The organism is Stenotrophomonas maltophilia (genome assembly GCF_006970445.1).
Taxonomy (GTDB): domain Bacteria; phylum Pseudomonadota; class Gammaproteobacteria; order Xanthomonadales; family Xanthomonadaceae; genus Stenotrophomonas; species Stenotrophomonas maltophilia_AU.
In genome coordinates this window covers 1-22,747 of sequence record NZ_CP033877.1, presented here as the reverse complement: position 1 = coordinate 22,747, position 22,747 = coordinate 1, and the positions used below count along the sequence as shown (strand labels likewise).

19 protein-coding genes are annotated in these 22,747 nt (G+C 65.0%); 3 read left to right on the top strand and 16 right to left on the bottom strand.

Annotation, left to right across the window (positions count from 1 at the left end):
• Positions 1–126 precede the first annotated feature (126 nt).
• Complete coding sequence (locus EGM71_RS00095) at positions 127–2,217, bottom strand: TonB-dependent receptor family protein (RefSeq protein ID WP_188486901.1); 2,091 nt, start codon at positions 2,215–2,217, stop codon at positions 127–129.
• Positions 2,218–2,388: 171 nt separating this feature from the next.
• On the opposite strand from EGM71_RS00095, the gene EGM71_RS00090 reads away from it, so the two are divergent.
• The 3 genes from EGM71_RS00090 (at position 2,389) to EGM71_RS00080 (ending at position 5,761) form a co-directional block, all read left to right on the top strand.
• Entirely contained in the window at positions 2,389–3,591 is a 1,203-nt protein-coding gene (locus EGM71_RS00090; protein ID WP_188486899.1) for an aromatic amino acid transaminase, read from the top strand.
• 338 nt (positions 3,592–3,929) lie between these two features.
• A complete protein-coding gene (locus EGM71_RS00085) occupies positions 3,930–4,946 on the top strand; it encodes a class 1 fructose-bisphosphatase (protein WP_014035428.1) in 1,017 nt (338 codons plus the stop codon).
• Between the two features lie 107 nt (positions 4,947–5,053).
• The gene (locus tag EGM71_RS00080; RefSeq protein WP_049413404.1) at positions 5,054–5,761 is read left to right on the top strand and encodes a 2OG-Fe(II) oxygenase; all 708 of its coding nucleotides are present in this window, start codon (positions 5,054–5,056) and stop codon (positions 5,759–5,761) included.
• Positions 5,762–5,817: 56 nt separating this feature from the next.
• Here the strand turns inward: EGM71_RS00080 and EGM71_RS00075 are convergent, their stop codons facing one another.
• The 15 genes from EGM71_RS00075 to dnaA all read right to left on the bottom strand — a co-directional run bounded on the left by EGM71_RS00075 (position 5,818) and on the right by dnaA (position 22,746).
• Entirely contained in the window at positions 5,818–6,909 is a 1,092-nt protein-coding gene (locus EGM71_RS00075) for a PA0069 family radical SAM protein (protein WP_188486897.1), read from the bottom strand.
• Between the two features lie 101 nt (positions 6,910–7,010).
• Positions 7,011–7,754: a pyridoxine 5'-phosphate synthase gene (locus EGM71_RS00070; RefSeq protein WP_188486895.1), complete on the bottom strand. Its 744-nt coding sequence runs from the start codon at positions 7,752–7,754 to the stop codon at positions 7,011–7,013.
• A 9-nt stretch (positions 7,755–7,763) separates the two neighbouring features.
• On the bottom strand, positions 7,764–8,033 hold the full coding sequence (locus EGM71_RS00065; protein ID WP_100441003.1) for a hypothetical protein: 270 nt from the start codon (positions 8,031–8,033) through the stop codon (positions 7,764–7,766).
• A 40-nt stretch (positions 8,034–8,073) separates the two neighbouring features.
• Positions 8,074–9,534: a cardiolipin synthase gene (gene cls / locus EGM71_RS00060; RefSeq protein WP_188486893.1), complete on the bottom strand. Its 1,461-nt coding sequence runs from the start codon at positions 9,532–9,534 to the stop codon at positions 8,074–8,076.
• A gap of 170 nt (positions 9,535–9,704) precedes the next feature.
• On the bottom strand, positions 9,705–10,118 hold the full coding sequence (locus EGM71_RS00055) for an ExbD/TolR family protein (RefSeq protein WP_005411740.1): 414 nt from the start codon (positions 10,116–10,118) through the stop codon (positions 9,705–9,707).
• 3 nt (positions 10,119–10,121) lie between these two features.
• Entirely contained in the window at positions 10,122–10,547 is a 426-nt protein-coding gene (locus tag EGM71_RS00050; RefSeq protein ID WP_005421196.1) for an ExbD/TolR family protein, read from the bottom strand.
• Positions 10,548–10,608: 61 nt separating this feature from the next.
• Positions 10,609–11,370, bottom strand: a complete 762-nt coding sequence (gene exbB / locus EGM71_RS00045; protein WP_188486891.1) for a TonB-system energizer ExbB — start codon at positions 11,368–11,370, stop codon at positions 10,609–10,611.
• Between the two features lie 94 nt (positions 11,371–11,464).
• Complete coding sequence (locus EGM71_RS00040) at positions 11,465–12,133, bottom strand: energy transducer TonB (RefSeq protein ID WP_008265902.1); 669 nt, start codon at positions 12,131–12,133, stop codon at positions 11,465–11,467.
• 143 nt (positions 12,134–12,276) lie between these two features.
• Positions 12,277–13,470: a tetratricopeptide repeat protein gene (locus EGM71_RS00035; RefSeq protein ID WP_188486889.1), complete on the bottom strand. Its 1,194-nt coding sequence runs from the start codon at positions 13,468–13,470 to the stop codon at positions 12,277–12,279.
• Positions 13,471–13,602: 132 nt separating this feature from the next.
• Positions 13,603–14,409: a M48 family metallopeptidase gene (locus EGM71_RS00030; protein WP_188486887.1), complete on the bottom strand. Its 807-nt coding sequence runs from the start codon at positions 14,407–14,409 to the stop codon at positions 13,603–13,605.
• Between the two features lie 71 nt (positions 14,410–14,480).
• Positions 14,481–15,329, bottom strand: coding sequence for a CPBP family intramembrane glutamic endopeptidase (locus EGM71_RS00025; RefSeq protein WP_188486885.1), 849 nt, complete (start codon positions 15,327–15,329; stop codon positions 14,481–14,483).
• Positions 15,330–15,396: 67 nt separating this feature from the next.
• A complete protein-coding gene (gene gyrB, locus EGM71_RS00020) occupies positions 15,397–17,856 on the bottom strand; it encodes a DNA topoisomerase (ATP-hydrolyzing) subunit B (RefSeq protein WP_014035416.1) in 2,460 nt (819 codons plus the stop codon).
• A gap of 112 nt (positions 17,857–17,968) precedes the next feature.
• Positions 17,969–19,063, bottom strand: coding sequence for a DNA replication/repair protein RecF (gene recF, locus EGM71_RS00015; RefSeq protein ID WP_188486883.1), 1,095 nt, complete (start codon positions 19,061–19,063; stop codon positions 17,969–17,971).
• A 974-nt stretch (positions 19,064–20,037) separates the two neighbouring features.
• Positions 20,038–21,138, bottom strand: a complete 1,101-nt coding sequence (dnaN, locus tag EGM71_RS00010) for a DNA polymerase III subunit beta (protein ID WP_188486881.1) — start codon at positions 21,136–21,138, stop codon at positions 20,038–20,040.
• Between the two features lie 276 nt (positions 21,139–21,414).
• On the bottom strand, positions 21,415–22,746 hold the full coding sequence (dnaA, locus tag EGM71_RS00005; RefSeq protein WP_005411730.1) for a chromosomal replication initiator protein DnaA: 1,332 nt from the start codon (positions 22,744–22,746) through the stop codon (positions 21,415–21,417).
• Position 22,747 lies beyond the last annotated feature (1 nt).

Genomic DNA, 22,747 nt, shown 5'->3' with positions numbered 1-22,747 from the left:
CTGAACTGCTGTGCACGGAGCAACGCCGGCCAAGGCCCCCCGATTTAAGGGTGGTGCCGGCCGCTGGCCGGCAGCCTCCTGACGTCCTGGACGGCGCGATGCCGGCCAGCGGCCGGCACTACCCCTTCAGCGCCACGACCATTGCAGGCCGACGTTGGCCCGTCGTCCCGGTCCCGGCTCGTAGAAGCGCCCGTTGCCGTCATTGACGATCACCGAACCGATATAGGCCTGGTCCAGCACGTTCTCCAGCCGGGCAAAGGCGCGCAGCTCGCCCCCCGGCAGCGTCCAGCGGCGGCCGGCTTCCAGGTTCAGCAATGCGTAGCCCGGCGCGCGCTCGGTGGCCAGGTCGTTGACCACGGTATCGCTGCTGGCGGAGGCCTCCAGCGCCCACTGCCAGTCGCCGGGGGTCCACTGCAGCCGGGCGAAGGCCTGCTGGCGCGGTACCCCGGGCAGGCGGCTGCCTGCGGCAACCCAGGTGTTCGAAGTCAGGTACGGCGCACGCACCTGTGCCTGCAGCCAGGTCCAGGCCAGCTGCAGTTCCAGCTGTTCGGCCAACGGCTGGCGGTACTGCAGTTCCACGCCCTGGCGGCGAGTACGGCCGATGTTGCGATAGGTGCTGCGACCTCCGATGTTGCTGGCAACTGCCAGCTCATCGTCGGTATCTGCGCGGAACAGGCTGATATCGAGCTGGGTCCCATCCTGTGCGTGCCATTTGCTGCCCACCTCCAGGCTGCGGCTGCGCGCCGCCGCCAGGTCCAGCGCCAGTCCCGCCTGGCCGTCGGCGCGATAACCCAGCTCGTTGAAGGTGGGTGTCTCGAAGCCGCGGCCCACGGCGGCATGCAGGCGCCACTGCGGGCTGGCCTCGAAGCTGATCCCGGCCACCGGCGTGGTCGCCTGGTAGCGGCGGCGGCCACTGTCATCGGGGTTGGCGCCGACGATGTAGCGGTCGTCGGACGCGAAGCGCACCGCGCTGTGGCGCACGCCGGCCAGCAACGACCAGCGCAGGCTCCACTGCCACCAGGCCTGGGCGAACTGGTCCACGTTCTGCACGACGTCGATCTGGTCACGGCGCAGGCGCCCGCGCACGCCCAGGGCGCTGCCGATGAAGTTCTCGTAGCCGGTGCGGTGCTGGCGCTGACGGTCGGCGCTGAGCCCGGCCACCAGATCCAGCGGTCGACCGGCGAGGTCGCCGTGCCAGCCCCAGCGCGCGTCCAGCCCACCATAGCCGCCCTCCAGATCGATCACCCCGCCGGCATGCAGTGGGTTGGCCTGGGCAGTCGGCGGAATCGGCAGGTATTGGGTCACCGCGCGCTGGCCGGCATAGCCCATCAGCTGCCAGCGCTGCGCCCCGGTCTCCCGGGTCCAGCGCAGACCGGCCTGCTGCTGGCGCACCGATTTTCGGGTGTTGTACTGGTACGCCACGGCAGTGGCCTGGCGCGGATCGGCCGCCACCTGGGCACGGCTCAGGCCCAGCGGGTCCTGCGCATCAGGGGCATCCAGGGCATTGAGCAGCAGCTCCAGCCGGCCCCCACCGAGATCGCCACCGATACGCGCGGTGAGCGATTCGCGGCGCGCACGGCTGTGGTCGCGCCAGCCATCGGTGCGGAAGTGGTTGGCGGCGATGTTGTAATCCAGAACACGGCCGGCACCCTTCAATTGCGCGCCGACGCTGAGCGTGTTGTCGGCCCCGGCGTTGAGCCGCAGCCGCCACGGGTCGCCGGCCTGGCCCTGTGCGCTCCAGACCTGCAGCACGCCACCGGAGGAGTTGCCGTACAGCGCCGAGAACGGCCCGCGCAGCACCTCGATGCGTTCGGCGCCCAACAGGCTGGCGTGCGACAGCTGGCCCTGGCCGTCGGGCATGGTCGCCGGTACCCCGTCGATCAATACCCGCACCCCGCGCACACCGAAGGTCGAGCGCGCACCGAAGCCACGGATCGACAGCTGCGTGTCCTGCGCGAAGTTCTGCCGGTCGCGCGCGACCAGGCCCGGGACCCCGGCCAACGCCTCGGACAACTGCGCGCCGGCGCCGGCGCGGCTGGCATCGATCCAGACCGTATCCTGGCTGGCGGGCAGCGCGAACGGGTCGATGCCCGGCACCCGCGCAGCCTGCACCTGCACGCTGGGCAGGGCGGTCGGTGCGGGCTCGGCCACGGCCGCCCAGGGCGACAGCAGCAGGACGGACAACGGCAGGCAACGGCGGCGTGCGGCGGGATTCATGATTCAGGTTGATGGATCAGGCGGCAACGCACGCCATGGTACGGGGCCACGGATGACGATGGCGGCGGCCAGCCCCGGCAGGCTTTGTTACGATGGGCTGTTTCCGGCTGAAATGCCGCAGACCGCGTAGCGCACTTCCTCCCCCTTTCCGTCTACCGAACGAGTACCGCCGTGTCCTTCTTTGCAAACGTGGAACTGGTCCCAGGCGACCCGATCCTGGGCCTGACCGAGGCGTACAACGCCGACAGCCGCCCGACCAAGGTCAACCTGGGTGTGGGCATCTACTACGACGAGAGCGGCCGCATTCCGCTGCTGCGCGCCGTCAAGCAGATCGAGCAGCAGCTTGCCGCTGAAGCGAAACCGCGCGGCTACCTGCCGATCGATGGCCTGCCCGCGTACACGCAGGCCACGCGTGAGCTGGTGTTCGGCAAGGATTCGCCGCTGCTGGCCGCCGGCCGCGTCACCACCGCACAGACCGTCGGTGGCAGCGGTGCGCTGCGCGTCGGCGCCGACGTGCTGAAGAAGCTGCTGCCGCACGCCACCGTTGCGCTGAGCAACCCGAGCTGGGAAAACCACCGCGCCGTGTTCAGCGCGGCCGGCTTCGAGGTGGTGGAGTATTCCTACTTCGACCCGACCACCCATGGCGTCAACTTCGACGCCCTGCTGGCCGACCTGGGCAAGCTGGACGCCGGCACCGTGGTGCTGCTGCATGCCTGCTGCCACAACCCCACCGGTGCCGACCTCACGGTCAGCCAGTGGAAGCAGGTCGCACAGCTGCTGAAGGACCGCCAGCTGTTCCCCTTCATCGACATGGCCTACCAGGGCTTCGACAAGGGCATCGAGCAGGACGGCGCCGCCGTGCGCATCATAGCCGAAGCCGGCATCGACAGCTTCATCGTCGCCAACTCGTACTCCAAGTCGTTCTCGCTGTATGGCGAGCGCGTGGGTGCGCTGTCGATGGTGGCGCCGACCGCCGCGGACGCCAAGGCCGTGCAGTCGCAGGTCAAGCGCGTGATCCGCACCATCTACTCCAGCCCGTCCACCCACGGTGCTGCGCTGGTGGCTGGCGTGCTGACCAACCCGGAACTGCGCGCGATGTGGGAACAGGAGCTGACCGAGATGCGCGAGCGCATCCACGCCCTGCGCCACGGCCTGGTCGAGAAGCTGGCCGCTGCAGGTGCACCGCAGTTCGGCTTCATCAACGAGCAGGCCGGCATGTTCTCCTACTCCGGCCTGAGCCGTGAGCAGGTCGAGCGCCTGCGCGACGAGTTCGGCATCTACGCCGTCGGCACCGGCCGCATCTGCGTGGCCGCGCTGAACCAGAACAACCTGGAATACGTCGCCAAGGCCGTGGCCACCGTCGCCAACGGCTGAAACAACGCTCCAGTGGTTTGATCACAAAGGCGCCGCGAGGCGCCTTTGTTTTTGCTCCTGCCTCTGCCTTTGCTACCCCCACCGCGCTCGCGGCGAACCCTGAAGCGCGCGGGAGGGGGAGGCGATGCAGGACCGTTGGCGCCATGGATGGCGCCATCGAGCTTATATGGAGGTACTTGCAGCGTGTCCTGCATCGTCTCTCGCTCCCGCGAGCCTCGATCAGCGGAGGCGCCATCAGCGCAACGCCTCTGGAAACGATTACGCCTTCCCGCGCTCACGCACGCCCCCACCAGACGGGCGACAATAGGCGTTTTCCCGCTGCCGAGACCTGCCCGCTCATGTCCCGTACTTCGTTGACCCGCTTCCTGATCCAGGAACAGCACGCCGGCCGCATCAATGCCGACCTGCGCCAGCTGATCGCGGTCGTCGCCCGCGCCTGCACCAGCATCTCCATCGCCGTCAGCAAGGGCGCCCTTGGTGGCGTGCTCGGCGACGCCGGTACCGGCAACGTGCAGGGTGAAGCGCAGAAGAAGCTGGACGTCATCAGCAACGAGATCCTGCTCGAGGCCAACGCCTGGGGTGGCCACCTGGCCGCCTGCGCCTCGGAGGAAATGGACCACAGCCAGCCGGTGCCGGACATCTATCCGCGCGGCGATTTCCTGCTGCTGTTCGATCCCCTCGATGGCAGCTCCAACATCGACGTCAACGTCTCCGTCGGCACCATCTTCTCGGTGCTGCGCTGCCCGACCAACGTCGAACTGCCGGGCGATGACGCCTTCCTGCAGCCGGGCAGCAAGCAGATCGCCGCCGGTTACTGCATCTATGGGCCCAGCACCCAGCTGGTGCTGACCGTCGGCCATGGCACCCACGCCTTCACCCTCGATCGCGAGAAGGGCGAGTTCGTGCTGACCACCGAGAACATGCAGATTCCGGCGGCCACCCAGGAATTCGCCATCAACATGTCCAACCAGCGCCACTGGGAAGCGCCGATGCAGGCCTACGTCGGCGACCTGCTGGCGGGCAAGGAAGGCGCGCGCGGCAAGAACTTCAACATGCGCTGGATCGCCAGCATGGTGGCCGACGTGCATCGCATCCTGACCCGCGGCGGCATCTTCATCTACCCGTGGGACAAGAAGGACCCGTCCAAGGCCGGCAAGCTGCGCCTGATGTACGAAGCCAATCCGATGGGCCTGCTGGTCGAACAGGCCGGCGGCGCTGCCTGGACCGGCCGCGAGCGCATCCTCGACATCCAGCCCGACCAGCTGCACCAGCGCGTGCCGGTGTTCCTCGGTTCGCGCGAGGAAGTGGCCGAGGCCGTGCGCTACCACCACGCGCACGACGACGCGCAGGGCTGAGGCAGGTCCTCCGACAGCGGTCATGGCGGAACGATGACATGACCGTGGGGTGACACCGAGGGCGGCAAACGGCACCATCAAGCCGTTGCCGCCTAAGGAATGCACGCATGCACGAGCAGGGCCCGGTCGATTTCATCGAAGTCATCCACAACGCCGTCCCCAGCGAGGTCTGCGCGGCCATCGTCGAGCGCATGCGTGCCACGCGTGGCCTGCTGCCCGGTGCGGTGGGCAGTGGCGTGTTCCCGGAACTCAAGCACAGCAAGGATCTGCGCATCAGTGGCCTGGATGGCTGGCAGGATGTCGACCAGCAGCTGCAGATCGCGGTGTTCAACGGCCTGCTGACTTATCTACGCCGTTATCCACAGGCGTTGATCGCTCCGCTGATGTTGCAGATCCAGGACAGCAACGGCCAACCGCGACGCCTGTCTGCCGAGGACTTTCCCGACATGCCGCCGCAGCAGCTGGCCGACCTGGCCCGTACCTGCCTGCGTCCGGGTGCAATCAACCTGCAATGGTATGCGGCAGGCGAGGGCGGCTACCCGTACTGGCACTGCGAGCTGTACCCCAAGGATGCCCAGGCCGAGACCCTGCACCGGCATGTGCTGTGGACGCTGTACCTCAACGACGACTTCGACGAAGGCGAAACCGAGTTCCTGTTCCAGGGCCGCAAGATCGCGCCACGTACCGGCAGCCTGCTGATTGCGCCGACGGCGTTTACTCATACCCATCGTGGCAATCGGCCGCAGGGTGGGGACAAGTTCATCGCCACCAGCTGGATCCTGTTCCAGAGTGCGCAGAAGTTGTTTGGGGGGTAATGCCGAGCTGCTCTTCGGCCTCGGATGTAGAGTCAAGCCATGCTCGACTGAAGGACTCAGAACAGCGAACCCTGCGGCGAATCCTTCCGCGGCGGCAGCGGCTTCACGAACCGGCTGCAATCCAGCTTCGGCCAGTGGCTGTTCTGTGCATTGAATCCCAACCGTTTGCGCGCCAGCTTGAAGCGGTTGTTCAACAGATCTGCATATACGCCCTGTCCGCGCATGCGGGTGCCGAACTGGCTGTCGTAGTCCTTGCCGCCGCGCAGCTGCTGGATGGTGCTCATCACGTGCGCGGCGCGATCGGGATGGTGCGTATCCAGCCAGTCGCGGAACAGCGGCGCCACTTCCAGTGGCAGGCGCAGCAGCACGTAGCCTGCGGTGCTCGCACCTGCGTCGTGCGCTGCCTCCAGCACGGCTTCCAGCTCGCTGTCGTTGATCCACGGAATCACCGGCGCCACCATCACACCGACCGGAATGCCAGCGTCATGCAGGCGCTTCATCGCGCGCAGCCTTGCATGCGGTGCCGATGCACGCGGTTCCAGCTTCGCGGAGAGATGCGGATCCAGCGAGGTCACCGAGAAGTGCACGCTGACCAGGTTCTCCGCGGCCAGCGGCGCGAGCAGATCGATGTCGCGCTCGACCAGTGCGTTCTTGGTGATCAGCGAGAACGGATGCTTGGTTTCCAGCATCACTTCGATCAGTTGGCGCGTCAGCTTGAACTTGCGTTCGATCGGCTGGTACGCATCGGTGTTGATGCCCAGCGCGATCGGCTGCGGCACGTAACCCGGCTTCGACAGCTCCTTGCGCAGCAGTTGCGGCGCATTGGTCTTGGCGAACAGCTTGGTCTCGAAGTCCAGGCCCGGCGACAGATTCAGATAGGCATGCGAGGGGCGCGCAAAGCAGTACGAGCACCCATGCTCACAACCGCGGTACGGATTCACCGACTGGCTGAAGCCGACGTCCGGTGAATTGTTGCGGGTGATGATGCTGCGCGCGGTTTCGGCACGCACTTCGGTGCGCAGGCGCGGGGCGAGGAATTCCTCGCTTTCGTCGACCGCCCAGCCGTCGTCCACCGCCTCGCTGACGGTGCTTTCAAAGCGCCCGGCAAGGTGGGACGTGGAACCTCGGCCCTTGATCGCGATACCCATTGCGGCAGCGTACGTCGCCACCGTCTCAATGGCTGCGACGGCCGCCTGAAGGGTTCAGGGCGGTGCGGAGTCGAGCAGGGCTCGACGCTGCAGGGGAAGGGTCAGAGCAGCGCCAGGTACCCGCGCACGGTGGCATCCAGCCCGTCATACAGTGCCTCGCCGATCAGCGCGTGGCCGATCGACACCTCCAGCACCTCCGGCACGTGGGCCAGGAAGTCGCGCAGGTTGTCCTGCGACAGGTCGTGGCCAGCATTGACGCCCAGGCCAACGGCCTGCGCACGGCGGGCGGCAGTGGCGAACAACGCCAGCATCGCGTCGGCGTCGCCGGCCGCATGCGCCTCCGCATAGGGCCCGGTATACAGCTCAATGCGGTCTGCTCCCACCTCGGCTGCCTGCTCCAGCAATGGGTTGCCCGCGTCGACAAACAGACTGACCCGGCACCCCATCGCCTTCAGCGCGGCCACCAGCGGACGCAGGCGCTCGGCATCGCGTTCGAAGTCGAAACCGTGGTCGGAGGTGATCTGGCCGTCGCCGTCGGGCACCAGGGTGGCCTGCGCCGGGCGGGTCTGTTCGCACAGCGGCAGCAGCCCCGGGTAGCCCTCGCGCGGCGGCGCAAACGGATTGCCTTCGATGTTGAATTCAACGCCACGCGCGCGGGTCAACGTGGACAGGGCCAGCACGTCCTCGGCGGTGATGTGGCGGCGGTCTGGCCGCGGGTGCACGGTGATGCCATGTGCACCGGCATCCAGGCAGGCCTGGGCGGCGCGCACCACGTCCGGTTCGGCGCCGCCGCGCGAATTGCGCAGGACGGCGATCTTGTTGACGTTGACGCTGAGCTGGGTCATGGAACGGGACTACTTGGAAAGAGGGGATGGGTCGTGGTCGTTGTGGTTGTCACCGCGACGGGCCTGGGCCTGTTCGCGCAAGCGGCGCAGCTCTTCGGCATCGATCAGGGTGGCGGGGTCGCGCTGCAGGTCGCCGAAACGGGCCACGTAGCGGCCGCGTACCCAGGCCAGCAGGAAGGCGAGGGCAGCCAGCAGGCACAGGGTCATCAACCCCGCGCTCGGGGTCTTCAGCGCGAAGGCAAAGCAGCCCAGCGCCAGCAGCAGGTACAACCAGTACATAGTCGGGCTCCCCGGATGATCGCCGCAGTGTAGCGCTGCGTCAGAGCAGCGGCGAGGCCAGCCGGGCGAAGGCCTCGGGCAGGCGGTGCAGCCATAGCGAGCGGCCGGCCTGGTCATGCACCCGGGTGGCGCGGTCGAATTCGCCCTGCAGCAGTTCGGCCAGTGCGGCGACACGGTCATGGTCGCTGATCATCATCGACAGCTCGAAGTTCAGCCGGAAGCTGCGGTGGTCGAAGTTGGCACTGCCGACAATGCAGACATCGTCATCGGCAATGAACGCCTTGGTATGCAGCATCCGCGGGCCGTATTCGTAGATCTTCACGCCAGCATGCAGCAGCTCATCGAAGTAGGAGCGTGCGGCCTGGGTGACGAACCAGGAATCGCTCATCTTCGGTACCAGCAGGCGCACGTCCAGGCCGCCCAGTGCAGCCGAGGTCAGTGCCATCCGCGCCGCTTCGCCCGGCACGAAATAGGGCGTGACCAGCCACACCCGCTCATGCGCTTCCTGGATCGCCGCCACATGCAGGCGATGGATGGTCTCCCAGCCCGAGTCGGGCCCGGACACCAGCACCTGTGCGCTGATCGGTCCATCCGCGCGCAGCGGCATGTCGGCCGGCCACAGGCGGGCGATGTCGAAACGGGAGTGGTCCTGGCCACTGGCATAGAGCCAGTCCTCGGCGAACACCAGCTGCAGGCTGCGCACCACATGGCCGCGGATACGCATGTGCAGGTCGCGGTAGGCGTCCGGCCTGCGGCTCTCGTCTTCCTCGTCGGTGATGTTGATGCCGCCGGTGAAGGCGACGCGGCCGTCGACGATCACCAGCTTGCGGTGGGTGCGCAGGTTCAGCCACGGGCGCTTGAACGGCTTCAGCAGCTGCCGCGGATGGAACCAGATCGCTTCACCGCCGGCGTCCAGCAGTGGCTGCAGGAAGCGATGGGGCAGGGCGGAAGAGCCGACCGCATCCAGCAGCAGGCGCACCTGCACACCGGCCTGCGCACGTTCGACCAGGGCATCACGCAGGGCGGTGCCGGCATGGTCGGGATTGAAGATGTAGTACTCCAGGTGCACGTGGTCGCGCGCCTGCGCGATCGCGTCGAGCAGCGCGGCATAGGTGGCTGCGCCGTCGACCAGCCAGGTCACCTCGGTGGCACTGCTTGGCGCCAGTCCGGTGGTCGCCTGGGCAATCTTGGCCAGCTCGGTGCAGTCCGAATCGGGCGGGCAGACATCGCTGTAGTGCTCCATGCCCGAGCGTGCACGGCCACGCCGCAGCCGTTGCCGCTTCACCTTCTGCGGCCCCAGCAGGTAGTAGATGAAGAGCCCGAGATAGGGCAGCAGTGCCAGCGAAAGGATCCAGCTCAGCGTGGCCACCGGCTCGCGCTTCTGCAGCATGATCCAGCCTGCCAGCGCGAACAGGTACAGCAGGTAGGCCACCGCCAGGATCGTGCCGAGGTGGGCGATGCCGTCGAGCCAGTGGCGCAGGGAGTCGAAGAGGGCGAGCATCCGCCGATCATAGCGGCGCCTGCTGCCTGTTGGGGTCAGATCCCTTTTCCTGCGAAAAGGGATCTGACCCCATCGGTGCCCTCGACAGGACCCCACGGGCACAAAAAAGACGCCCCTGTCTCCAGGGGCGTCTGCAGTCGCGTCATGACTGTTGTGTTGCGATGTAGCGTTTACTGCTGCACAAAACCGATCTTCTTCATCTGAGCATTCTTCGCGGCGGCCAGAACCTTGGCCATCACGTCGTACTCGGAATCCGGGCTGGCGTCGATGCGCAGTTCCGGCTGGTTGGTCGGGTCACGCTGGACCTCCTGCTCCATCCGCTGCTGCAGCTCGCTGGTATTGATCGGGCTGTTGTTCCACGAGACCTGGTTGCTGGCGTCGATCTTCAGCTCGATCGGCGGCGGCGGTTCGACCAGCTGCGGCGGTGGGTTGAGCACGCGCTGCGGCAGGTCCACGGCGATCGGGTACGTCATGATCGGCGCGGTCACGATGAAGATGATCAGCAGAACCAGCATCACGTCCACGAGGGGCGTGACGTTGATGTCTGCCATGGGGCCCTTGCCACCACCACTACTGAATGCCATGGCTTATTGCCCCTTTTCTTTGGTCGCAACGAAGCCGACGTCCAGCATGCCCTGTTCCTGCGCGACCTTGGTCAGGTCGTTGATGACGCGCATCTTGGTGGTGCGGTCACCACGCAGGTTCAGCGGCGGCTGCGGGGTCTGCTGTGCGGCGGTCGCCAAGCGGGACTCGAGAGTCTGCTTGTTGATTTCTTCGTCGTTCCAGTAGATCGAGCCGTCTTCCTTGACTGCCAGCGTGATCGGGTTCGGACGCTTTTCAGCATCTTCCGGCTTCTGGATCAGGTTGGCTTCCGGCAGATCCACCTTGACCTTGTGGGACATCAGGGGCGCCGTGATGATGAAGATGATCAGCAGCACCAGCATCACGTCCACGAGGGGCGTAACGTTGATGTCGGCCATGGGGCCGCCGCTGTTACCACTACTGAAAGCCATAACGGGCTCCGTCTAGATCTTGGTGACTACTTACTTCGTCGCTGGGTGACGCGCGCCGCAATTAGCGGACGCGCGAGCCGGTGGCGAAGAAGTCGTGCAGGTCGTGCGCGAAGGTATCGAACTTGCTGATGGTCGCGCTGTTGATCTTGCTGAAGAAGTTGAAGGCGAACACGGCCGGGATTGCGACGAACAGACCGATCGCGGTCATGATCAGCGCTTCACCCACCGGGCCGGCAACGGCGTCGATCGAAGCGGAGCCAGTGGCACCGATCTTGATCAGCGCGCCGTAGATGCCCCACACGGTACCCAGCAGACCGACGAACGGAGCGGTCGCGCCGACGGTGGCCAGCAGGGTCATGCCCGACTGCAGCTTGTTGCTTTCGCGGGTGACGGCCTGACGCAGAGCGCGGTCGACGAACTCCGAACGGCTCAGGTTCTCACCGACGCCGCCGGTAGCACCGCCTTCAGCGCGCTGGTGGTGGGCAGCTGCCTGGGCAGCGTCCAGGGCGATCTTCGAGAACGGCTCCGAAGCCGGCTGCTCTTCCATCGCACGGATGGCGTCCTGTGCGTTCGGGGTGTCCCAGAACAGGCTGACGACGCGATCGGCAGCGCTCTTCAGACGGACCGAACGGAAGATGTTGATGACGGTCCAGTACCAGGACATGGCCGACATCACGATCAGGGTCAGCAGCACGACCCAGGAAACCGCGAAATCACCCGGCTTGGTGGTCATTTCGTGGATCAGGTGCTCGAAGCCCATCTGCGACAGGGCGTTGGACGGATTGCCCCCGGCAGCAGCGGCGATGAAAATTTCCTGCAGCATGACGCTTACCTTTGTTGTGTGTGGTGATAAAGGGTGTAGCTAAGCTAAACAATCGAACTGGGAGCGGGGGTGGCCAGGCGGCCACCCGGGCGCATCAGTTCAGCGCAAAGTTGACCGGGACGCGAACGCGACCTGCCGCCTTCTTACCGCCAGATTCAGCGGCGTTGAAGCGCCACTTGCGAGCCGCTTCCATCGCAGCACGGTCCAGGTCGCGGTTACGGCTGGACTTTTCCACCGTGACATTGGTGACGTTGCCGCTGGCATCGACATCAATGATCAGGATCACTTCGCCCTGGATACCAGCGCGGAAGGCTGCCGGCGGGTAGCGCGGCGGATTCATGGCCTTCGACGAGATGTCCACGCTGGCCTCGATCGAGGTCGGCGGAGCCGGCGGCGACGGGGGCGAGGGCGGGGTGACGATATCGTTCGGACGCGGTTCCGGCACGTCCACGACCGGCGCCTGCGGCGGCGGCGGGACCGGCGACGGCTTCGGCGGCGACAGATTCTTCACCGGCGGCGGCGGAGTATCGGTCGGCGGCGGGGGCGGCGGCGGCGGGGGCGGCGGCGGCGGTGCGTCGACGATGGTCACCATGACGTTACGCTCCTTCTCAGCCACGGCCTTGGGGGCCACGGCGGGGATCAGGAGCATCATGAAGGCGGCCAGATGCAGGGCGATTACAAACGCGATGCCGACGATGCGAGGCCAGCTCAGCCCCTTGTCATCGGGTTGTTCGTACCGGTGAACGACTAGTTGTTCCGTCATGCGCCAAGAGCTCAATAGTGGGGCCGGAATCCCGGGGGCGGGATCCCTGATCAGCGGTGCATGACACCGCAGGAACCTCCAAGCTTATACCAATCCTGAGCGCCTGCGCATCAACTGAGCAGGCATTCAGGCGTTATTCCTACTTACTTCAGGTTGATGATTTTTTTGGCATCAGCCTGGTTCTTCACGCCCTTCGCCAGCGCCTGCTGGGCGGCCTGCTTGGCCTCGGGTACGCGACCTTCGGCATGCAGGACGCGTGCCAGGTTCAGGTAGGTCTCACCGTCCTTGGAGAGCGGGGCGGCCTTCTGCCACGCATCGATCGCCTGCGGCACCTGGTCGGAGTAGTAGTAGGACTGGGCCAGCGCCAGGTAGACCTGGTAGTCCGGCTTCAGGATGCCCTTCTGCAACCCTTCGTTGATGACCGCGATGACGTCCTTTTCCTTGTTCTCGGTGTTGGCATAGATCGAGTACAGCTGCTTGTACTCGCGCTCTTCGGTGAGCTGGCCGCTGCTGCGCAGCTTGTCCATCACCGCGGCGGCCTTCGGCATCTGGTCAGCCTGCATGTACATGTTGGCCAGATTCAGCTGGGCCTTCTTGTCCGTCGGGTTCTTGGCCGCCAGCGCTTCTGCGGCCTGCACGGCTTCACCGGTCTGGCCGGCTTCGGACAGGGCCGCCATCAACAGCTGGTTCCAGTTGTCCTTCGGCTCGGCGGCGCCGGCGATGGCCTGCTTCAGCACCGGGATCGCTTCCTGGTAGCGCTCCAGCTGGTACAGCGCCTGGCCCTTGGCGATCAGCTCTTCCGGCTTGGTCGACTTGCTCTCGGCGAAGTACTTGTCCAGGGTGGCCAGGCCTTCGGCGGTCTTGTCTTCCTGCAGCTGCAGCTGGCCCAGCATCAGCATCGACTGGAAGTGGCCGTTGTTGTCCAGGCCGTTGAACTGGATGACCTGCTTCAGGTAGGCGATGGCGCCCGGCGTGTCGTCGGTCTGGTAGGCAGCCTGCGAGGCCAGCTGCGCGGCCAGCGACTTGTCGTACTCGTTGGAGGCACTGTCGGCCAGGATCGCGTCAGCCTGCTCGCGCGTCTCTGGGAACTTTTCCTTGTTGTAGCTGTCGATCATCTTCTGCAGCTTGCTGCCCATCTTGGCCGAGGCCTTGGCGGCCGGCTCCTGGCGGGTCGCATTCGGGTACAGCGGTTCGGCCTTGGCCTGCTTGCTGCTGCCGCCGCGGCTGCCACGGTCGGAGGAACGCGAGGACTGCGCAAAGGCATCGGTGACCACGGCGCCGGTCAGGGCGGTCGCGACGAGGACGGAAAGCACAGCTTTGTGGTTACGGAAAATCATCGTTCACCTCGATCGAACCGCCGGATAGCGGCAAAGTCGGACTGTCAGAAAAATCTGAGCCGCCAAACGTATCAGAAACAGATGGCGTGAGAAATCGTTTTATGTGCTGCAATACAGCATAGAACTGCGCACTCATCCGCACTTTGGCCGCAGCCCGGCCGCCTGCGCCTGCTGATAGACCGGGGTCAGGCCCGGTGCATCACGTCGCAGCTCCTGGATCCGGTTGGCCGGATCGGGGTGGGTAGACAGCCATTGCGGGCTTCGACCGCCGCTGGCGGCCATCATGTTCTGCCACAGGTCCACGGCCTGGGCCGGGTTGAATCCGGCCTGTGCCATCAGTCGCTGGCCGATGACATCGGCCTCGCTTTCCTGGGTCCGCGAGCCTGGCAGCAGGAACGCCGTCTGCGCGCCCATGCCGCCCAGCTGGTTGACCGTACTGGCGGCACCATCGCCATAAGCGGCACCGGCCAGCGCACCCAGCACGGCCAGGCCGGTCTGCGCGCCCATCTGCCGGGTAATGCGTTCTTCGTGGTGGCGCGCGATGACATGGCCGATCTCATGGCCGATCACGGCAGCCAGCTGGTCCTGGTTCTTGGCGACGGTGAAGATGCCGGTGTTCACGCCCACTTTGCCGCCGGGCAGGGCAAAGGCGTTGGGTTCCTTGTCGACGAACACGGCGGTCTCCCACCGTACGCCACGGTACTGAGGCGGCAACTGTGCGACCAACGCGTTGACCACGCACTGCACATAGCCGTTCTGGCGGCCATCAGTGCTGATCTTCTCTTTCTGCTTGGTCTCGGCGAACGCCTGCGCACCCAGTTGGTCCAGCTGCGCCTGCGACACGCCGCCGACCATCTGCCGACGCCCGGTCGGCGACGTGGTCGTCGCGCAGGCGCTGAGCAGGGTGGTGACGACAAGGGCCAGCAGCAGTTGTTTCATGGGTCCACCCCCGTGTTCATAAGTGCAGTGTGTAACGTACCTGCTTAATCTTTCGTCAAGCGGACACGGCGTTACGTTGCGCCAAGAAACACCATGGCGGCAAGGGCGACAGCGTTGTTCAGTGCGTGCGCGGCGATCGCCGCCCACAGCGTGCCGGTGCGGCGGTACAGCCAGCAGAAGGCGGCGCCCATGCCACCGTACACCAGCCACAGCTGCGCCATGCCCAGCAATGAGTTCTTGCTGACACCGGGCACTTCATGGACCAGGGCGAACGCCAGGCTGCTCAGGATGAGGCCCAGCCAGGGGCGGCCGGCCTGCCACAGGCGCCCGAACAGAACGCGGCGGAACAGCAGCTCTTCGTAGGCGGGGGCAAGGACGACCGCAAACAGCACCAGGAACAACGGGAAGCGAGCGATCGCGCTCTGCATCAGTTCCACGTTGGTGGGCACCGGCTCGATGCCGAACTGTTTGGAAAGGAAGGCGATGCCGTTGCTGCCAAGCACGATCAGCGTGGCCACCAGCAGGGTCCAGCCCCAGGTGGAAGGCCGCAGCAACGCCTGTCGCGAGGCCAGGCGTTCGCCGGCGTTTGCCGGGCGTCGCCAGAAGTACAGCAGCAGTGCGGCGCCACCGGTGGCGATCAGGGCCATCAGGATCTGCGCCAGCGCACCGGGCTGGCCCACTGCCGCCCCGACAGTGTCAGGTGTCAGTCCGCCGCCATTGGCCTCGGCGTTGGCGCGGCTGACCACGATCGCACGGTAGAAGCCCCAGAACAGACCGGTGACCATGCTCAGCCCGACCAGGGTGACGGCGGCGATGCCCAGGTCGATGAAGAAACCTGCCAACGGTGCCACGGCGCGCGGCGGGTTAGACGCCGGCGGAACCGGAGGCGGGGCGGCGGAGACCGGAGCGGATGCGGACATCAGGTACCTGCGTTCAAGGGACGAAGGCCGGTGCAGCTCCCCGCGCACCGGCCAGGTCCCGATTGTGTCAGATATCCAGGTTGGCGACCTTCAGCGCATTGTCTTCGATGAAGTCGCGACGCGGCTCGACGACATCGCCCATCAGGGTGCTGAAGATCTGGTCGGCAGCGACCGCATCTTCAATACGCACCTGCAGCAGGCGACGGGTCTCCGGATTCACCGTGGTATCCCACAGCTGCTCCGGATTCATTTCACCCAGACCCTTGAATCGCTGGATCTGACGGCCGCGCTTGGCCTCCTCGAGCAACCAGTTCTGCGCCTTGGCAAAGCTGTCGACTTCGATCGACTTGGCGCCGCGGGAAATCGTCGCGCCTTCGCGCACCAGGCCGTGCAGCAGCTTGGAGGCCTGATGGATCGCGCGCAGCTCGCCGCTTTCGAACGCCGACATCGGCAGCACCTGGATGTGCTGCTCGCCCATGTGACGACGGGTCACCAGCACGGCGGCGGGGCGCTCCTCGTTGGCGTCCTGCAGTTCCAGGCTGAAACGCGGGCTGCCCAGGCTGCCCTGGTTGAGGCGCTTGGCCAGCGCATCCAGGCCTTCGCCTTCGCCCGCATTGCGCAGGCTGTCCATGTCCATCGGCACGAAATCGACCAGCGCTTCGAGCAGGTTGCGGTCATAGCGGTGGGCGTTGCGTTCGATGGAATCGAGCGCGGCGGCATAGGCCAGCAGCAGCTTTTCCAGCGCCAGGCCTTCGATGCCCGGTTCGCCGGTAGCCGGCACCAGGGCGGCGTTTTCCACCGCACTGCTGGCCAGGTAGCTGTCCAGCGCCGGATCATCCTTCAGGTACAGCTCCTGCTTGCCCTGCTTGATCTTGTACAGCGGCGGCAGGCCGATGTAGACGTAACCGCGCTCGATCAGCTCCGGCATCTGACGGTAGAAGAACGTCAGCAGCAGGGTGCGGATGTGGGCGCCGTCGACGTCGGCGTCGGTCATGATGATGATCTTGTGGTAACGCAGCTTGTCCGGGTTGTACTCGTCGCGGCCGATGCCGGTGCCCAGCGCGGTGATCAGCGTACCGACCTGGTCGGAGGACAGCATGCGATCGAAGCGTGCGCGTTCCACGTTGAGGATCTTGCCGCGCAGCGGCAGCACGGCCTGGTTCTTTCGGTTGCGGCCCTGCTTGGCCGAGCCACCTGCCGAGTCACCCTCGACGATGAACAGTTCGGACAGCGCCGGATCCTTTTCCTGGCAGTCGGCCAGCTTGCCCGGCAGGCCGGCGATGTCCAGCGCGCCTTTGCGGCGGGTCAGGTCGCGGGCCTTGCGGGCGGCTTCACGTGCACGCGCGGCGTCGACGATCTTGCCGGCAATTGCCTTGGCTTCGTTCGGGTTTTCCTGCAGGAACTCTTCCAGGCGCGCACCGAAGGCGTTTTCCACCGCCGGGCGCACGTCGGAGCTGACCAGCTTTTCCTTGGTCTGGCTGGAGAAGCTCGGGTCCGGCACCTTCACCGACAGCACCGCGATCATGCCTTCGCGCATGTCGTCGCCGGTCAGGTTGATCTTGGCCTGCTTGGCGATGCCGTTCTGCTCGATGTAGTTGTTGAGCACGCGGGTCAGCGCACCACGGAAACCGGCAAGGTGGGTGCCGCCGTCCTTCTGCGGAATGTTGTTGGTGAAGCAGTACATCGTCTCCTGGTAGGAGTCGGTCCACTGCAGCGCCACATCCACGACGATGCCGTTGTGCTCGCCGGTAACCGAGATGACGTTCGGGTGCAGCGGGGTCTTCAGCTGGGCCAGATGCTCCACGAAGCTGCGGATGCCGCCTTCGTAGTGGAAGTCATCGCGACGGCCATCGCCGCGCTCGTCGGCAAGGACGATCTTGACGCCGGAGTTCAGGAACGACAGCTCGCGCAGGCGGCGGGCCAGGATGTCGTAGTGGAATTCCACGTTGTCGTGGAAGGCGACGGTCGACGGCCAGAAGCGCACGGTGGTGCCACGCTTGGTGGTGGCTTCCAGCTTGGCCAGCGCGGTCACGGCGGCGCCGTTGCTGAATTCCTGCTGGTAGTGGGAGCCATTCTGGAACACGTCCACCAGCAGCTTCTGCGACAGCGCGTTGACCACGCTGACGCCGACGCCGTGCAGGCCGCCGGAAACCTTGTAGCTGTTGTCGTCGAACTTGCCGCCTGCATGCAGGACGGTCATCACCACTTCGGCGGCGGAGACTTCGCGGCCGAGCTTGGCGCTCATCTGCTCATGCTTGCCGGTCGGAATGCCGCGACCGTTGTCCGACACCGAGACCGAGCCGTCAGCATGGATCGTCACCGCAACATGGTCGGCGTGGCCGGCCAGCGCTTCGTCGATCGAGTTGTCGACGACCTCGAACACCATGTGGTGCAGACCGGTGCCGTCATGCACGTCACCGATGTACATGCCGGGTCGCTTGCGGACAGCCTCCAGGCCTTCCAGGGCGGTAATGCTGTTGGCGTCGTAATTGCCGTTGTTTGCCGGGGTGTTCTGTTCGTCGCTCATTGCGCTTGCCGTAGGCTCCGCAGGTCGGCCACCGCTTGGAGCGATGAGCCGAGAATGAAAGGATTCCAACCCGAATTATACCAGCCGGGGTCGAGTGGCCCTGATGTGCCCACTATGGCACAGCCACGATCTGTGCATGTTCCACGTGGAACCGGGTGATGTGGGTCAGTTCCTGCAGCGCCGCCGGGGTTTCAGTCGCGGTGATGAAGATCTGTGCCGGTCCACTGAGCAGTCGCTCCAGTACCCGCGCCTGATGGGTGCGATCCAGTTCGGAGGCCAGATCATCCAGCGCGATCACCGGCCATTCGCCGCGTTGTTCCGCATAGTCCTCGGCCTGCGCCAACAGGCAAGCCAATGCCGTCAGCTTTGCCTGACCACGTGACAGTGCATCGCGGCCCGGAATGCTGTGGAAATCCACACTCCAGTCTGCCCGGTGCGGGCCAACCGAGGTGTACCCGGCCTGGCGATCACGTTCCCGGGCCAGAAGCAGGGCATCGGCCAGCGGAAGCTCGTGCCGACGCCACCCCGGGCTGAGTTCCAGGGCCTGGATACCGAGTTGCGGGGCCAGGCTGGCAGCCAGCGCCACGGTGCGCTGCTGCAGGCGCTCAAGGTAGTGCTGGCGGCGGCTGGTCAGGGGTTCTCCGGCCTCGGCCAGCTCGTGATCCCACGTATCCAGCATCCGCGACGGGCCGCCTTGCTTGAGCAGGGCGTTTCGCTGCTTCAACGCCCGCGAGTAGCGGCGCCACAAGGACAGGAAATCAGGTTCCACGTGGAACAAGCCCCAATCCAGGAAACGGCGACGGGGTTCGCCCCCTCCGCTGACCAGTGCATGGCTGCCAGGCTCGAAGGTTACGACTGCCAGCGCAGCGCACAGATTGCCGAGCTGGGCCACGTCTTCGCCGTCCAATCGTCCCTTCCAGTCCTGCCCACTATGGCGCAGGCCGGCCTTTCGACGGTGCGGGGGGTGATTGGCGCGCTGTTCGTCCCATTCCACGAAGATCTCCAGCGCCTCCTGGCCCTGACGCACCAACCCATCACGGACCCGGCCACGGAAGCTGCGCCCATAGGCCATCAGATGCAGGGCCTCGAGCACACTGGTCTTGCCGGCACCGTTGTCGCCGGTCAGCAGGTTCAATCCCGGCTGGGGCGACAGGTCCACCGCACTGAAGCGACGCAGTTGGTGCAAGGCGAGGCGGCGGATAAGCATGGGGCGCGAAGGACCATCCGCACGGGGCGGTAGAGGGGCAGGGAATCCATCAGCTTACTGCATCGGTCAAGCCGGACGTGCCGGGCCGGCTGTCGAGCCGGATGCCGCGGGTCTGCCAGATTCCCGATCGCTGGTTCCACGTGGTGCTGCTATCTCGTTCCGACAGGTGCCGCCCCCGGTGAGCCCGAAAATCCTTCCATTCTGCGCGGGGTTGCTGGGTGCAGCCCTTCAGATTTCATCAATTTCAGGGGATGCCGAGGACAGCATTTGCCTCGTCGCCGCCTCGTATCAGCGGGGGACCCTGCAGATTCCTTGAAATCTACGATCCCGTGCCCTGGGCGGTTCCACAGATTTCAAAGAATTCAGAGCAATCGTTCCACGCTGTCCACAGCAGGTTTGTATGACTTATACACAAGGTATGGGCAATCTGTGGATAAAAAAGCCCTTTTGCCATGCCTTCGAAACTATCCACAGGTTCCCCCCCAGGCTGAGAGGCCGATATACAGGGGGTTTCAGGTGCATAAATTTCTTTTAAATCATGTAGATAAGGCATTTTTCCACGAAATCTGGCTCTACCATCACCACCATGCTTTAGATTTATACCCAGATTTAGAAGCTAGGCTTGCCCCGATCTGCCTCGAATCCTGCCTGTGGACAGAGACATTTGCAGAGGGAGGCACAATGGCGTGTGGTCGTTTCCTGTCCAGCCAGATCTGGTCATGTGCGACCAGGTCGAGGAGTCGGCAACTGGGCTCTCGACCAAACGCAGCTGAATGTTGTTCCTGCCCAGTGATCCTGATCCGAACGCTCGAGACGAACAGCCCGTAAGGGCAACCGGTCCAACCGATCTCGTCGACGGAAGTGACGTCGTCCGGAGGACCACGTCTTCTCGATGCTCCACGTGGAACCTGCAAAAAAAAAACGCCCGGGAAGATCCCAGGCGTCGTTCGGTTCCACGTGGAACAGCGCTGCTGTCAGAGACGCAGCGGCATCACCACGTGACGCGACTTCTCGCTGCTGGATTCACGCACCAGCGCAGAGGAGTTGGAATCGCGCAGCTGGATGATGACTTCCTCATCGCGCAGGGCGGAGAGGGCGTCCAGCAGGTAGTTCACGTTGAAGCCAATGGCCAGATCGCTGACCGTGGTATCGGCTTCGATCTCTTCCTGGGCTTCTTCCTGTTCCGGGTTGTGCGCGCTGATCTTCAGGTTGCCCGGCGAGACTTCCACGCGGATGCCGCGGTACTTCTCGTTGGACAGGATCGCGGCGCGCTGCAGCGAGGCGCGCAGCGCTTCGCGATCAACCTTCACTTCGCGGTCGGCGCCGATCGGAATCACCGCTTCGTAATCCGGGAAGCGGCCGTCGATCAGCTTGGAGGTGAAGGTCACATCGTCGCGCTTGACGCGAACGTGGCTGCGGCCGACTTCCAGCTCGATCTCGCGATCGCCGCTCTCCAGCAGGCGCTGCAGTTCGGTCACGCCCTTGCGCGGCACGATGATCTGGCGCTTGGAACCGCTGGGCTTGGCCAGGTCGGTTTCACACAGCGCCAGGCGGTGGCCGTCGGTGGCGACGGTACGCAGGGCATCGCCGCGCAGGTCGAACAGCAGGCCGTTGAGGTAGTAGCGCACGTCCTGCTGGGCCATCGCGAACGCGGTGCGCTCGATCAGTTCCTTCAGGGTCGCTTCGCCGATGGCCACGCGCTCGGTGGCTTCCACTTCGTCAACCGACGGGAAGTCATTGGAGGGTAGGGTCGCCAGGGTGAAGCGGCTGCGACCGGCCTGCACGGTGATCTTGTCACCGGTCTGCGAGACGCTGATCCGGCTGCCGTCGGGCAGGGCACGGATGATCTCGAACAGCTTGCGGGCGGGAATGGTGGTTTCGCCGTCCTGGGCATCTTCAACCGCGATCCGCGACACCATCTCCACTTCCAGGTCGGTACCGGTCAGCGACAGCTGGCCGTTCTGCACCTGGACCAGGAAATTGGCCAGAACCGGAAGGGTCTGGCGGCGTTCGACCACGTTGACGACCTGTGCCAACGGCTTGAGAAAGGCTTCGCGCTGCAGTGTGAAACGCATGTGGTTCCGTGCCCCTATGCTTTAAAAAAATGTGGAATAAATCAAAAGCTTGGTGGTGCTGGTAGAGACAGAATCGCTGGAAAACAATGCTAAGTCTTTGTAAATAAAGAGATTTCAGACATCGAAACCCTCTGTATTACCGACCCCCAGGGGGTGGGGAAAGCTGTGGATAAATCTGGCGCGATTTCAAACGCCATTTTTATCCACAACGTGTCCCGCGCTTGCTACCGGATTCTGCACCGTTTTGTGCGATGACGCCTCATCGGCATCCGTGCATCATTCGCTCAGCTTCCGGATCAGCTTGTCCCAGTCCTCGCGGAGCTTGCCGTCGGTTTCCATCAGGGTCCGGATCTGGCGGCAGGCGTGCAGCACCGTGGTGTGATCGCGACCGGCAAAGGCGTCGCCGATCTCGGGCAGGCTGTGCTCGGTCAGTTCCTTGGTCAGGGCCATGGCGACCTGGCGGGGGCGGGCCAGCGAGCGGGTCCGACGCTTCGACAGCAGATCCTTGATCTGCAGGCCGTAGTAGTCGGCAACGGTTTTCTGGATGTTGGGAATGCTGATCGCCTGCTGCTGGGCGCGCAGCAGGTCGCGCAGGGTTTCCTGGGCAAATTCGGTGGTGATCGCGCGGCCGGTGAAGTTGGCGCGGGCGGTCAGGGTATTGAGCGCACCTTCGAGGTCGCGCACGTTGGAGCGCATCTTCTTGGCGATCAGGAACGCAACATCATCGGGAATCTCGGCACCGCGTTCGCGTGCCTTGGCCAGCACGATCGCGGCGCGGGTCTCGAAGTCCGGCGGTTCGATCGCGACCGACAGGCCCCAGGCAAGCCGCGACTTCAGGCGCGCTTCCAGGCCCTCGACTTCGCGCGGATAGCGGTCGCAGGTCAGGATGATCTGCTGCTTGCCATCGAACAACGCGTTGAACGTGTGGAAGAACTCTTCCTGCGTGCGGTCCTTGCCGGCGAAGAACTGGATGTCATCGATCAACAGCGCGTCCACCTGCTGGAACTGGCGCTTGAACTGATCCATGGTCTTTTCCTGCAGGGCCCGGATCATCGCGCTGAAGAACTGCTCCGAACGCAGGTACAGCACCTTCGCCCCCGGATTGGCCTGGCGCATCGCGTTGCCGGCGGCGAACATCAGGTGGGTCTTGCCCAGGCCGGTGCCTCCGTACAGCAGCAGCGGGTTGTGCGCCCGGTCGCCCGGCTTCTGCGCTGCCTGGAAGGCGGCGGCCAGGCCCAGCTGGTTGCTGCGGCCTTCGACGAAGTTGGCGAACGTGTAGTGATTGTCCAGGTTGCCGGCGAAGGGCACCTGCGGTTCGCTGGACACATGCGCCGAGGGCGTGGAAACCGGCGCATTCTGCGCCTCCACGGGACGCGGGCGCGAGCCGATTTCAAGAAAAACGTCGCTGAAACCGGCGAAATGAGCCAGCAGTTCGCGGATCCGGGCCAGGTACAGCTCGCGGACCTGGTCGACGATGAAGGCATTCGGTGCATACAGCACCAGGCTGTCCACGCGCAGATCGGCCTGCAGCGGCTTCAACCAGGTATGAACGTCTTCCGGCGGGAACTCCGCTTCGAGGCGCTCGAGACTACGGGACCAAGCATCCATC